Source organism: Bacillus sp. UNC322MFChir4.1 (genome assembly GCF_000746135.1).
Classification (GTDB): Bacteria; Bacillota; Bacilli; order Bacillales; family Bacillaceae_G; genus Bacillus_A.
The window spans coordinates 1-13200 of record NZ_JQKQ01000037.1; the positions used below are offsets into that span (position 1 = coordinate 1).

General features: G+C 33.5%; 14 protein-coding genes and 2 pseudogenes. 6 read left to right on the forward strand and 10 right to left on the reverse strand.

Going from position 1 to position 13200, the window contains the following annotated elements:
- A pseudogene (locus BR72_RS14330) lies at positions 1-382 on the reverse strand (IS4 family transposase); the annotation flags it as partial.
- 187 nt (positions 383-569) lie between these two features.
- Between BR72_RS14330 and BR72_RS14335 the strand changes: the two are divergent.
- The gene (locus tag BR72_RS14335) at positions 570-1601 is read left to right on the forward strand and encodes a serine hydrolase domain-containing protein (protein WP_035433367.1); all 1032 of its coding nucleotides are present in this window, start codon (positions 570-572) and stop codon (positions 1599-1601) included.
- A gap of 396 nt (positions 1602-1997) precedes the next feature.
- On the opposite strand, the gene BR72_RS14340 is transcribed toward BR72_RS14335, so the two are convergent.
- A complete protein-coding gene (locus tag BR72_RS14340) occupies positions 1998-3203 on the reverse strand; it encodes an EstA family serine hydrolase (RefSeq protein WP_035433940.1) in 1206 nt (401 codons plus the stop codon).
- A 150-nt stretch (positions 3204-3353) separates the two neighbouring features.
- On the opposite strand from BR72_RS14340, the gene BR72_RS14345 reads away from it, so the two are divergent.
- On the forward strand, positions 3354-3953 hold the full coding sequence (locus BR72_RS14345; RefSeq protein ID WP_035433942.1) for a TetR/AcrR family transcriptional regulator: 600 nt from the start codon (positions 3354-3356) through the stop codon (positions 3951-3953).
- 207 nt (positions 3954-4160) lie between these two features.
- Positions 4161-4403: pseudogene (gene cesH, locus BR72_RS14350) on the forward strand (cereulide biosynthesis alpha/beta hydrolase CesH); the annotation flags it as partial.
- A gap of 47 nt (positions 4404-4450) precedes the next feature.
- On the opposite strand, the gene BR72_RS25650 reads toward cesH, so the two are convergent.
- Both BR72_RS25650 and BR72_RS14365 read right to left on the reverse strand, forming a co-directional pair.
- Positions 4451-5781 (reverse strand): IS3 family transposase gene (locus BR72_RS25650; RefSeq protein WP_156107947.1). Its coding sequence is split into 2 segments (ribosomal slippage): positions 4451-5409 and positions 5409-5781, totalling 1332 coding nucleotides; the frame shifts between segments, so codons are not numbered across the junction.
- A 171-nt stretch (positions 5782-5952) separates the two neighbouring features.
- On the reverse strand, positions 5953-6492 hold the full coding sequence (locus BR72_RS14365) for an STM3941 family protein (protein WP_035433949.1): 540 nt from the start codon (positions 6490-6492) through the stop codon (positions 5953-5955).
- A 776-nt stretch (positions 6493-7268) separates the two neighbouring features.
- On the opposite strand from BR72_RS14365, the gene BR72_RS14370 reads away from it, so the two are divergent.
- Positions 7269-7727, forward strand: coding sequence for a VOC family protein (locus BR72_RS14370; RefSeq protein WP_035433951.1), 459 nt, complete (start codon positions 7269-7271; stop codon positions 7725-7727).
- A 130-nt stretch (positions 7728-7857) separates the two neighbouring features.
- Here BR72_RS14370 and BR72_RS14375 read toward each other — a convergent pair whose 3' ends face one another.
- The 4 genes from BR72_RS14375 to BR72_RS14390 form a co-directional block, all read right to left on the reverse strand.
- Positions 7858-8355 (reverse strand): DUF6241 domain-containing protein, encoded by a 498-nt coding sequence (locus BR72_RS14375; protein WP_035433953.1) that lies wholly within the window; start codon positions 8353-8355, stop codon positions 7858-7860.
- A gap of 198 nt (positions 8356-8553) precedes the next feature.
- Positions 8554-9315 carry a glycosyltransferase family 2 protein gene (locus tag BR72_RS14380; protein ID WP_035433955.1) on the reverse strand — a complete coding sequence of 254 codons (762 nt, stop codon included), beginning with the start codon at positions 9313-9315 and terminating at the stop codon, positions 8554-8556.
- A gap of 733 nt (positions 9316-10048) precedes the next feature.
- Positions 10049-10618: a GNAT family N-acetyltransferase gene (locus tag BR72_RS14385; RefSeq protein WP_035433957.1), complete on the reverse strand. Its 570-nt coding sequence runs from the start codon at positions 10616-10618 to the stop codon at positions 10049-10051.
- Positions 10619-10631: 13 nt separating this feature from the next.
- Positions 10632-11015: a VOC family protein gene (locus BR72_RS14390; RefSeq protein WP_035433959.1), complete on the reverse strand. Its 384-nt coding sequence runs from the start codon at positions 11013-11015 to the stop codon at positions 10632-10634.
- 121 nt (positions 11016-11136) lie between these two features.
- Between BR72_RS14390 and BR72_RS14395 the strand changes: the two genes are divergently transcribed.
- The gene (locus BR72_RS14395; protein WP_035433962.1) at positions 11137-11382 is read left to right on the forward strand and encodes a hypothetical protein; all 246 of its coding nucleotides are present in this window, start codon (positions 11137-11139) and stop codon (positions 11380-11382) included.
- Between the two features lie 99 nt (positions 11383-11481).
- Here BR72_RS14395 and BR72_RS14400 read toward each other — a convergent pair whose 3' ends face one another.
- Together BR72_RS14400 and BR72_RS14405 are read right to left on the reverse strand one after the other, a co-directional pair.
- Entirely contained in the window at positions 11482-11937 is a 456-nt protein-coding gene (locus BR72_RS14400; protein WP_035433964.1) for a GNAT family N-acetyltransferase, read from the reverse strand.
- A 262-nt stretch (positions 11938-12199) separates the two neighbouring features.
- Positions 12200-12670: an NUDIX hydrolase gene (locus BR72_RS14405; RefSeq protein ID WP_035433966.1), complete on the reverse strand. Its 471-nt coding sequence runs from the start codon at positions 12668-12670 to the stop codon at positions 12200-12202.
- A gap of 84 nt (positions 12671-12754) precedes the next feature.
- Here BR72_RS14405 and BR72_RS14410 point away from each other — a divergent pair, with 84 nt between their 5' ends.
- Complete coding sequence (locus BR72_RS14410; RefSeq protein ID WP_035433969.1) at positions 12755-13120, forward strand: PH domain-containing protein; 366 nt, start codon at positions 12755-12757, stop codon at positions 13118-13120.
- The last annotated feature ends 80 nt before the right edge of the window (positions 13121-13200 follow it).

Genomic DNA, 13200 nt, shown 5'->3' on the forward strand with positions numbered 1-13200 from the left:
AATCTAGAATCCGAATGCTCTTAAAGATTGTGGTATATTGATGAATTATTTCTTTTGTTAAATGAATTCTTTGAGTTAGAATGTTAGCTAAAACTTGTTCAAGAAATTGTACTGCGGAAGCATTAAATCGTTGGTTAAGTCCTTCAGGACTAATAAGAACACCTGTAGATACTTCAAGACAGCTACATAATTGTGTGAGTGATGTACTTGCGACCTGTTGACTAAGCCATACACATAAAGCAACTAACTCCTTTGCTTGATATTTACTCTTTCGCTGAACGAATCCTTTTTCTTTAGCTAGGTGTTCTAGAACATGAGGAGACATATGTCGTTGTAATTCTTCAGTAATCGGTTGAAGTTCGTCAATAATCGAAAAATCCATAAAAAAACGCCATCCTTTCCTATAATTCTACAGAAAGGATAACGTCTTATTTGCTTTATGGATAGTGCAAAATCTTAACTTGATAGTAATGTGACGCTCCCCATATACAATGTTATGAAAAAGGAATATTACTTGAATTTATAGAACTGTAACTTATCTAAATCTAATCAGTTTTGGAGGGTTTACATTGTTTCTTAATTATCATAGTAATAAAGATTTTTCTCCTATATTAAATCACGTTTTAAACACATCTAACCAAGTAATTTGTTCGGGAGCCTCAACTATAGTGATTCATAATGATTCTATTGTGTTAGAAGAATATATAGGAAAGCAGTCAGATAAACCTAATACAAGAATTGTACAGCCTGATACTCAGTTTCATGTAGCTTCGGTAAGAAAAAGCTATATTGGGTTTGCCGTGGCATATGCCGTTTTTTATGGTTATATAAAAAGTATAGATGACTTTGTATTAACCTATTTACCAGAGCTTGAAGAGAGTAGTTGGAAGGGTACAACAATAAGGCATTTATTAACTCATACTCATGGATTAAACCAGAAAGAAGAAATTACATATCGGGAATATCCTGTAGGGGAAAACTGGACATATAAACAAGTCGGAATAAAGACTTTAACTGATATTGTAAAACGCACAACTAATAAAACAATTTCTGATATTTTGCATGAGCAAGTTTTTTTGCCATTAGGTTTTTTCGAATCAAATTGGTATGCCAACAAAAATGAAAAGCTTGTTGATGTAATCCTTAGATATGAAGGAGATAAAGATTGGAAAACAAGTGATAGTACAGAGGGCGACAAGATGAATATGTATGTGTCAGCACGTGAGTTGGCTATGTGGGGTTATTTACACCTAAAAGAAGGTAATATAAACGGAAAGCAAATTGTTCCCAAAGAAATCATACATATGGCAACATCTATTCAGAGTCCAACAAGTATAGATGAAGACTTACCTCAAAATGGTTTTTTGTGGTTTGTAAAAGATTTACCTGCTAAGAAAACAGAAATAGGTGTAGAAGTCCCTAGAGGTTCATTTCAAATCCTAGGTTATACTGGAGTAACTTTATTAGTAATTCCACAAGAAAATTTGGTTGCAGTTCGCATGTTTAATAGCTTTGGTTCACCTGAAGGTTACGATTATTTATCTGATGTTAGGTCATTTGGAGATACCGTTATGGGTTGTTTAGAAAAAGTAAATAGTTGAGAGGTGCTGCTAGCTTTTGTTCTAAATGTCTATCCTTATTACATTAACAGCCGTGCTCATTATAAATGACAAATTACAAAAGCCGATTTCCATAGTTTATAGGAAATCGGTTTTTAGTGCTATCTAATTAAGAGATTCGTAATCCCAAAAGCAAAATAATTTCGTTTTGGGGTTATTTCAAAATCTTAGCTTGATGGGCATGGGGTAGCGCCCACATTTTAACGAAAATATACGCTAAGCGAATTTCAGCATAAAGCGAGTCATCTATTTTCTTAAAATAAAAAGATGACTCGCTCTATTTAAACTGTTGAATATTGAATATTTATTCCACTATTCATAGCCAAAAACCGTACAAAATAAAAATATCCCTAACTATTTTCACGTATTTTTATTTTTTCAGAGGCAACTGTATAAGGCTTTTCTTAGTGCAAGTTCTCTTGGTTCATTGGCCATGCCAAATCCATGTTTGTTCATCGCATAAGCATAACCTAACTTTTCATCTGGATCGGCAAAACAGAATGATCCTCCTGCGCCTGGGTGACCAAAAGAGCTTTCACTTCGCCCGAATTTCATATCTGAAAAGTGTTTCCAAAATCCCAAAGAATAGGCTATGTTTATACAATTCACATGATCATAATACCCTGATGTCGGAGGGATAGCTCTTTTCCTTAATTCATTTATTGTTTCTTCCCTTAATCCGAGAGTTTTTGCACCACTAGCAAAAGAACCATAAATTTTTGCCATTGCTCTTACTTGCCCCACACCATTTCCTGAAGGGAATTCTATAGATAAAATAGGACGATGATTAAAATTATCATTTGCTACGAATTTTTTTGGATCTACTAAACTTCTAGCTACTAATGACTTTGTATTAAGAAAACCAAGTAACATTTTTATAGGTAGCTTTGTCATCCCCTTTAGTAACTGAATGGGGTGATTTATTCCTTCAATAGTTGTTATGTTCTCCTCAGAAATATCTTTAGGAAGACCAATATAAAACTCTGCTTTTAGTGGTACTGCTATTTCTTCTTGAAAGAAATCTTTTAGGGTCCGATGTTTAGGGTCTGTTCTTTTAATCAGTTCTCCAATTAAGGTTCCAATTGTCCAGGCGTGATAACCTTGAAATTTCCCAACCTCCCAAGCAGGTTTGCTTGCGGCAAGGGAATTTGATAGACGAGAGGTATCTAAGTCTTCTAACATATCAATTTTAAGTTCATTGAGAGGTGATAATCCAGCTTGATGTGCAAGAAGCTGTCTAACGGTTATTTTGTCTTTTCCATTCTGAGCAAACTCAGGCCAATATAAACACACTTTCTCATCATAGTTAATATAACCTCTAGAATGCGCTAAACTTAAAGCCAATGCAGCAAAACCTTTTGTAGCTGAAAACACTTGAACAAGTGTATCTTTTTCCCATTCCGCACGAGTTTGGCGATCTCGATATCCACCCCATAAATCAACGACTGCTTCATTGTTAATGTATACAGAAAAGGCTGCTCCAACTTCCCCTCTCTCACTAAAGTTTCTAATGAACTCATCCTTTACCAGTTCAAATCCCGGTGCAACAAATCCATGAATTGATGTATTATTTTTTATTCCCATGTCTTTTCCCCTTTATTTAGTATAATCTAGCCTTTTATCACAGGTAACAATTATGTATTTACAAAATATAAATAATTCAATAAAATAAACCTATCAGATATTTGACTAAATGTCTATAAATAGTCAAATGAAAATAGGCGGAGGTATATTATGGCAAGAATTACATCTGAACAGAGAAAACAGATACATGAGACTCTTCTTGTTAAGAGTAAAGAACTGTTTATTCAATATGGATTTTCTAAAACTAGTATCGATGACATAGTAAAAGCATGTGGAATCGCAAAGGGTTCTTTTTATTCATATTATTCATCAAAAGAAGAGTTATTTTACGCAGTGTTGCGAAAAGAGGAAGAAGTAAAAAATCAAATTATTTCAGAAATTATGTGTGAGTCTCTACCACCAAAAGAACTTTTAATTCGTTTTTTTGAAACATCTTTTAAAACCATAGAACAAAATCCATTTTTACAAAGTCTTTATCAAAGAGGTGAATATGATCGAATTGTGAAAAGACTTCCTAAGGAACTTCTAGATAACCATGCGAAGGAAGATTTAGAGAGTTCTTTGGAGTTTGTGAAATTTTTGCAGGAGAAAGGCGTTACAGAAGATGATCCCGAAGTACTTATTGGCCTTTTTCGAACAACCATACTTATTCCATTACATCGACAAGAGATTGGAGAGCCGACTTTTTCGAAGATGATGAAAAAGATGATCGAATGTTTATCAGAAGGTCTAACAAAACATAAAGAGTAAATTTCATTTATTATAAAGTTGCTACTTTAGGGTTTCCGTTTTCACTTCCATATGTTTAGTGACAATAAAGTTGTTTAATTCTTATTGAACTAACGCGGCAGGTTAGTGTAAGAAAAGTACCTGTAATGTAAGAATAAATATAGTTCAATTAAAAACCATCTGTATAATATTGGTAATGGACAAAATTTATGGCTGGGGGGGAATTACTTGTATTATAAAGAATTTGGAGTAGAACATGAAAGAATGATGGTTTATATACATGGTGGCGGAGTAAGTGGTTGGATGTGGGATAAACAAGTTGATTACTTCTCTCAAAATTTTCATTGTTTAGTTCTTGACCTACCTGAACATGGATATAGCAGAAAAGATGAACAAATTTTTTCAATTGATCATGCAGCAGAGCAAATAATTAAATTAATAGAAGAAAAAAGAGAAGGTAAGTCTGTTGTGAACTGTACCCTATAAAATGGACAGTTTAATAAAAAGACTTTTAGAAATCAAGCACTCAAAAGATGGTTCCGGTATTGTACCGGAGCCATTTTTTTGAGTGTCCATTGATAACGATCATAATTATAATCCTTCATATAAGTATCGATTACTAATTGAAGAGATTGGAACGTTTGACAACACTTATAGTCTAATTCATCTTTCATATGACCGAAAAAGGATTCTATTGAGGCATTATCTAGACAGTTTCCTTTACGTGACATAGACTGTCTCATCCCCATTTCCTTTACACGACGCTGAAACTCAGGGTGTGTGTAATGGGTGCCTTGATCGGAATGCAAAAGTGCTTCAGGATGAATCGTACCTCCTAATCTATCTTTCAATTTGTCTAATGTTTGATAGACAATATCCATTTGTAAAGAAGGGGAAACATGATAAGCTAAAATCTCACGTGTGGTACTATCTTTTACACAAGATAAATAAGCTTTCTTCCCTTTTCCGTAGAATAAATATGTAATATCAGTTAACATACTTTTTCCCGGTTCTTTCTGGTTGAATTGACGTTGTAGTAAGTTCGGACATGTTTTGTGTTCTTGCGTCGCTTTCGCGATTTGTTTATATGGATTCGCACGACGAATCTTTGTCACAAGATTATATTTACGCATAATCCGAAAGATGCGCTTGAGATTCATTGTAATTCCCATTGTATTTTCCAACTTCATTTTGATGAATCGTGCACCACATTTTTTCTTTTTTCGGTTGAAAATCTCTTGAATCAATTCATAATCTTTCTCATCACTCGCTTCTTTCTCGGTACGTATATCGACCTTACAAAGCCAAGCGTAATAACCACTTCGACTTACACCAGCTAGTTCGCAAAAATAACGTACCATACGCGGGAAATTGAAGCGATGAATCGTCTGTTCAATGAGAGTATATTTTTCACATGGTGTTAACGTTTCTTCTGTAACGCCTGCCTTTCGAGCTCGTCTAACTTTTTTAAGAATGCAAGTTCCGCTTCTAGAAAGGCGATACGCGCTTCCGCTTTCTTTAGCTTGTCGTCAGAAGATAGCTGTTTTGAGGAAGGACGACCGGTACTTCCTTTTCCACGGCGTTCTGTATAGAACCCTTCTTCACCAAATTGTTCGTACGTCTTTCTCCAACGTTTCAAACATTGATTTGGCTTGTTTTCACCAATAACCTCTAAATCGAATCCATTCTCCTGGAAGATTTGATTCGGACCTTTTCCATTTTGATTTTCTTTCACAGCCTTTATTTTAAAGTCAGCACAATAGGCAATAGAACGTTCCGATACCTTCACGACATTTTCATTCTTCTCTAGTTGTTTCATTTGCATTTCATTAAAAATAATTTTACTCATTTCCCGTACCTCACATGTATCATTCAGTATTTTCATTATAACGAGGGATGAGTGTAAAGATACACAAAAACCCCGAATCATGGACTTTTTTTTAAGTGTCCATGATTCGGGGTACAGTTCATCATCGAGATGTTCTTTTTTCCTTATACCTAAATCAATTCTTCTGTTATATTATTTCGCTTCATCTTCAGGAATTAAAAAGCTTATATCATACTCTTCTAACTTCGCAAGTAATGCTTCTCCATCGATTTTCAATAAATTCATATGAATATTAAATGGTATAAATCCAGCACGTTTATTAACTCGATACAGCCGTTGTCCTTTTGATGGTATAGAGGAGATATATCGCTCTTCAACATCATCTTCCATCACAATTCCTAAATACCTTTGCCCTTGGATTGTATAAGGTAAAACACCGTATACATCTTCCAAAGAAATTTTTACAGGATATTTTGGATTATTAATAATTGTAATATATTCTGGCTCTAAAATGACGGCTGGTTTTCTTGCTATCATTTTTTGAATAACCTTCCAAAGAGCAATTAGTACAACTAATGCAAGAGCTCCAAATAAAAATCCAACTATAAAATTAGGCTCCTCAGATGAAAATGCATACGTAACAAAAAAGAGAAACATCGCTTCAATTACCAAAATCAAAAAAAATAATCCGACTACTTTTAGCTTTGATTCATAAATATAATATTTCCCCATACGATTCTCCCCACTAATATAAATCCACTTTGATTTTCCAACATATCGCTATGCAGAACCAAAAGCACAATGCCTATCCTATCTAAAAAGAAAATTTTATGTGGTTTTTCAATTTATCCCGTATTAACGGGCAGTAAGACCCCAACTGACGGAAATTCCACTTTATATAGATGATTTATTTCGCCTAACAGGATTGCAACATACAACACACATTCTCAAAGCGGCGATGTTTTAAATCTTCATTCATATGTGTTAATTAATACTTGTCAATCAATGCTTTAATATGTTTTTTCATAAAAAATTCCTTGTTCAAAAATTGGTACCTATACATCATACCATGAAAACACTCATCACCTACTTTGTTTATCTCTTTAAATAAAGAAACCAGTTATGTACAAATGAAGTTGATATAGTTTCCTTATCTCTAAATACTTTTAATCTTGGGGTCTCATCCCATGCCCATCAACTTAAGAACAGTAACTACCCCCAAAAATAAAAAATGCCATCCTTTCTTTATATTCTTACCAAAAGAATAGCACTTTTTCATTATTTTAATATGATTTTATCTGAATTTAATGGAGATTTCTCCTACAAAAGTAGTAGAATTTTCATTTGAACTTGCTACCTCAGTTGGATTTATCATATTTCAATTTCGATATAATAGTAAATAGGTATATCAGATATGGATGTACATTACTAGGATTATACATATTTCAAATTTAGAATTACAGTAACTACTCAACTAGTAGTTACCAATAAAGAAAGGAATAAGCATAATGATACAGAACATATACGAAACTCATTTACATGTAAGAAATTTAGAAATGGCGATAGATTTCTATCAAAATAAACTAGGGTTAGCATTAGCAAGAAAACTATCCAAAAGAAGAGTGGCATTCTTTTGGGTAGGAGAAAATAAAAAACAAATGCTTGGACTATGGGAAGTACATAATATTGAAGACTTTGAGCCGAAACATTTTGCTTTTGGTGTAGATTTGGAGTTTTTAAAGACTTCTAAATTGTGGTTAGAGGAGCGTGGAATAGAAGTAGTAGGAAGTCAAGGGAAAGGAAATCAAGAGCCAATTGTCCAAAGATGGATGCCCGCTGCAAGTGTATACTTTCTGGATTACGATGGAAATAAATTGGAATTTATTTCTATGTTACATGAAAATCCAGATGAATTAGAATATGCATCCTATTTAAGTGAATGGAATGCGGAACACGAAGAAAAATGAATGAAATTGTATCTATAAAACGAAAAAAACGTTATTCTTTCTGTATATTTCTACAAAAAGAATAGCGTTTTTTTGATTATATGGATACAAATTTATCTTAGCTTGATGGGCATGGGGACGATAACCTATTTTAATTATCACCCTCATTTTCCCGCTCTTTTTTCGCTTGTTCTATGAGGAAATTTTGTTCTTCTTCTGGAGTTGCTATTCTTTCCGCTTTACCGTCATTGCTGTCGTCTATTTGCTCAAGCATATAATTATGATCCTCTACCACTTGAGAGAAATCTTTATTTGCCCTACGATATAAAATCTCTCTATATTTACCCTCGTGTTTTAAGCTCAGTGGAGTACTGCCATTGACAACCTTTCGTACTTTTTCAATATTCTCGGTAGTCATTTTTATAAAACCTTGCTTTTCTTTTGATATTACTTTTTGATGAGTCATTTTGTGCATTACATCAACTATATGTTTATCAGAATCGACTCCTGCCTTGATTTCTTCACCTTTAACTGCTTTTATCATCCCCTCGCTACCATCATCGAAAGATAAAGCAATCACAGCCCCTGTACCAATACCGATCATTGTAGAAATTCCTATAATCGATAGTAGTTTTGTCAACTTTTTCAATTCGTTCCCCTCCTTGTTATCGAATCGAGCCGTTTAAGATATAACTTTTATAAAATGGAAGTAATCTTTTATGTAAAAGTTTACATTCAACAAAACGAAAAGAATCCTAAATAAATAAGATTCTTTTCGTTTTGTTAAATTTTATTTATCTTGTTTCACTAGTTCATTTGATGATGATTTGTTTAGGAATCTTCACCGTTATCTTTCTTGGTTATCATAATATGTTTTATCTGCGTATTTTTTATCAATTCCATTTAGATAGGCTAAGATTATTTTTGGATTTTTAAGTAAAGCCCAGTCTCCATATTTATCAAATCTTCTGCATGAGGTTATCATTCCATTTTTAATTGTACCGAATTTCTTATTATTTTGCTTTCCCCATTCTTTTAACCGTTTAGCGAAATCTGCATCTTCTGCCATAAGCATGTTTTCATTAAATCCGTTGATTGCCATAAAGTCTTTTCTATAGCACCAAAAAATCCCTACAGATATAGCTCCATACTTAAAAAGTAAGGGGATTATTATTAATATTGCGGAAACGAATATTCCTAAAGATATTCTTTCAAACTTCCCAGTTACCCCACCACCAATGTATTTACCTGAAGCTAAATATTTATCTACATTAGACAACATAGACTCTGTCATTTGGGTATCAGCGTCTATAGTAATGATTATTTCTCCACTAGCTATTTTGGCCCCTGCATTTCGGATTTTAGATAAGTTTTTATCGTTATTTTTTAATGTAATACAGTTATAAGACTTTGCTATTTCTTCTGTGTTATCTGTGCAACGATTTAAAACAACTATGACTTCAGTTTGATCTTTATATGCCTCTGATGCCTTTGCAATTGAATCCAAGCATTTTCTAATGTACTTTTCTTCATTGTGTGCAGGGATTATAATAGAAAACTTCACATCTTTTTTAAAATTGACTCCTGAAGATTCGTTTGTTTCAGTCATAATATTCCCCCTTATTTTACAAAGTAAATATCTACTATACATAACATATATTAACACTTATTAACGTTTATTAACATTTATTAGGTTGTATCATAGAAACTGAAGGTAAACTATTATTTAAAAGTTTACTTTGGAGTATTTAAAAAATAATAGAGTTATTAGTACCATTTTTACTATAGAAACCAGATTCAAGCTCAATTACCTAACCTTACTTCATTATCACAACACCCCTTTTATAATAATGAAAGGGATTGATTTATCCCGCTATTCGCGGGCAGTAATACTCCCACCTCAAAATTTGGTGAAAGCATTGTCCAGCTCTAGCGGCTAGAATCTCCGGCCGTTTCGCCCCCTCGGACGAGGCAAAAAGCGCCTCTCTGTCAGGGGCGTGGGCGTCCTGCGATTCTGAACGAGCCGCTTCCGCTTTTCTTAAGAAGTTAGGTGGGAGATAAATTGCCCGTAAAAGCCCGATTGGTTCAACTAATAATCAGTGGGGGATGAAAAAAAACCCCACTGATTAAAGTTTCACTTTATTGAGTAATGCATTTAGTTTGAGGAATTTTCTTTTTTCTTTTAACATTTATATATTTAGACTTTAGATTGATTAAAAAGAAATACTAGCAAAAAAAGCTTTAGATAATATCTAAGGCTTTTTTGTTTTTCTTTTTAAATTTTTATTAAACTGTCCATTTTATAGGGTGCAGTTCAGGTTTCAGATTGTCTCTTTTCATTTTTACGCATTCATCGTACTTTGAAGTAATGTTGCCCATTCTTCCTTCAATAATGAATACATAATTACATCATGTGTAACATCATTTTGAATCATATATTTTCGAAGCAATCCTTCTTCCGTAAAGCCTGCTTTTTGTAATAAATTTCGAGATGATTCATTTTCTGGGTATACAACTGCTGAAATTCTCTCAAAATAAAGTGTTTCAAACCCGTATGTAAGAATAGCTTGCAGTGCTTCTGTCGCATACCCTTTTCCCCAATATGTTTCATCTAGTTCATAACCAATTTCAGCCCGTTTATGTTTATTATTAATTAAATGAAAACCGCACGTTCCAATGAGTTGATCTGTACCTTTTAAGACAATTCCCCAGCGAAATGCAGATCCTTCTTCATATCTGCTCCTAAAGTTTTTGATAACGTTTTTTACTTCTTCCACATTTTGAAACGAATCCATTCCAAAATATCGAATGACAGGTTCTTTTGCAAAATAACGAAACATTGCATCTGCATCGACTAATGTTAATTCTCTTAAATGCAGACGATTTGTTTCTAAACTAGGAAATCCCCTCATTTTGTTCCCACCTTTAGTTTATTGAACTGCAAATTTCAATATAATTTCCATCAGGATCACAAACGTAAGAAACAGTTTGTCCCCATGGTTTTGTAACAGGCTCTACTAACACCGTCACTCCTTGTTTTTTTAAGTTATATATTGTTTCCATAACATCGTCGGCCACAAATCCGATTTCAAATGTAGATGATTGTGATAACGTCTTGGGAATTGGTAATCCAGTTAACTCTCGAACATCATCTCTACTATTGATTGCCAAAATGGTAGAACCTGTATCAAATTCAACATATGTACCGTACTCACCTTTTATCGGCAGCTGTAATATATCACGATAAAAACGAATACATTCCTCATATTGCTGTGCGTACAAAATTATATATTTCATTTGAAGTTTCACATTCTTCTCTCCTTTACATTCTTACTATTTTGACAAAAAATGCGAAAATCCTTTCCAGAAATTTTCCCTTGTGAATAAACTTCGCCATATCATCAAATGCTAACAATGGAGGTGTGTTAAAATGGAACCAATGCTTTGTCCAAGTTGCAAAACAAATCGCACACGATTCAACATTATTGAACAAACAGTAAAACCGGTAAAATTAGATCCACAAACTGGCCAAATTGAAGAAGAATATACAAACGAAAATATGAGTGCATTTCATATGGCCTACCAAGGTCCTACATATCGTGTACAATGTGCTACGTGCGGATTAATTGAAAATCCAGAGCAATTTATTAAACCCGCACAAAATCAAGCCTTTTAATTTCCCACAGAAAAGAGCTTGGAGATTTCCCCCAAGCTCTTTAATTATCTTATCCCGTAATTCATAGACCGTAAAATCTCTAATTATGGAAGTTTCAATTTACTGATTAATATATTTTACAACAGCCATCTCTTTTCCAAATCTATCGCCATTGTCAACAAACCCCATACTTGAATATAAATTGTGAGCTCCCTTATTTTCAGGGTGATAACCTACAACGATTTTTTGTGCATTCGGTAATTTTTCCATTTCTAAAATCATTAATTGAGTGGCAGTTTTTCCTATTCCTTTACCTTGGAAATCCTTATCAATCATTATTCTATATATCCAATAACCATCAAGTTCTTCTTTTACAGAGTTAAACATTAAAAAACCCACTACGTTTTCTTCAACATAAATAGCATAAGTTTTTAATGATGGTTCAAATTTTGATTGGGCTATTGAAATAGCATTCGATTCAATATAATTTTTTTGTTCTTTCGAAACTTCTAATTCACAGCAATCATACCAATTCTCTGCATTCAACTCTACAATTTTTACGTTTAATGTATCCATACATTTTCCCCTTTCAAATGTCGGGATACGCTATTTTTTTTTTGTTAATTAAGCGTAATCCCCTTGTTATTATTAGTGATTAAAATAGTTTTATTTGTCATTATGAACGCCTCCTTAACAGTCGTTATCTGAATTATCTATTAATCAGACTTTTATAGTATACCATAATTTCCCTCGTTTTCAATACATGACTATAATATATTTTTGATTGTACAATATGTAAGCTATAGTTGTTGATTAAGAGTTTTTCTTTATCGGTATATTATCTAAAGCATCCCTTTTTATTTGTTAACCAATCTTCCCAAGCGTCTTCATGCTGTTTCACAAAGAGTGGTGGAAATTCATCAACTGGAAAATACTTAAGCTCTAACGTTTCTTTGCCATCTGCTTTTAACGACCCGCCTACCGGTTTGCATTGAAAAACGACCACAATCGTCTGCGCTTGATCTCCATTTGGATATTCATCGAAATATTTCGTATACACACCAATTAAGTGTTCAACTGTTACCTTTATCCCTGTTTCTTCATATATTTCACGAATGGCTGTCTCCTCAGCAGATTCACCAAGTTCCATGGCGCCACCAGGAAACCCCCACGCATTTCTATCCCCTCGTTTTTGCAGAAGCACTTCGCCTTCCTCGTTACAAATAATACCACCTGCAAAATTAAGAAAAATCCGTTCAGACCCTACTTTCTCTCGGATGAAATGAATATAATCTCGTTTTCCAGTCATAATTACCCCCTGTTATTTACTATTTTTTCTAAATCGCACCAATACACACGATATAATCATAATATACAGAAAGGACTGAATACAATGCCAACATTACGAGATACAGTAAAAAACCTACTCCATGCAGATGAAACGATCCTTTATCACACACAATGTTCTCTATCTTTATTTCTACATAAAGGACCTTCTGTACCGGGAGTAATACTAACAACAAATAATAGGCTGCTGTTTATATATAAAGAAAAAGACAACTATAATCCTATGCGATATGAAGAATACATTTACGAAAATGTCAAGGAAGTAAAAGAGCACCCTTATTTCTTCAGCTCTCACATCACGATTTACTACAACGATGAATGGGTACAATTTCGAGATATTTATGATAAAAATGGAAGAAAACAACTTTGTTCCATAATACAAAAACAAATTACAAGTAACTCTTTATCCTAGGGCTTCTCATTTTTATATTCCTTCATTAAAAGATGGTCTACATTGCAGTATAACGAGAAATAGTTTTAATTTTTAGAAAG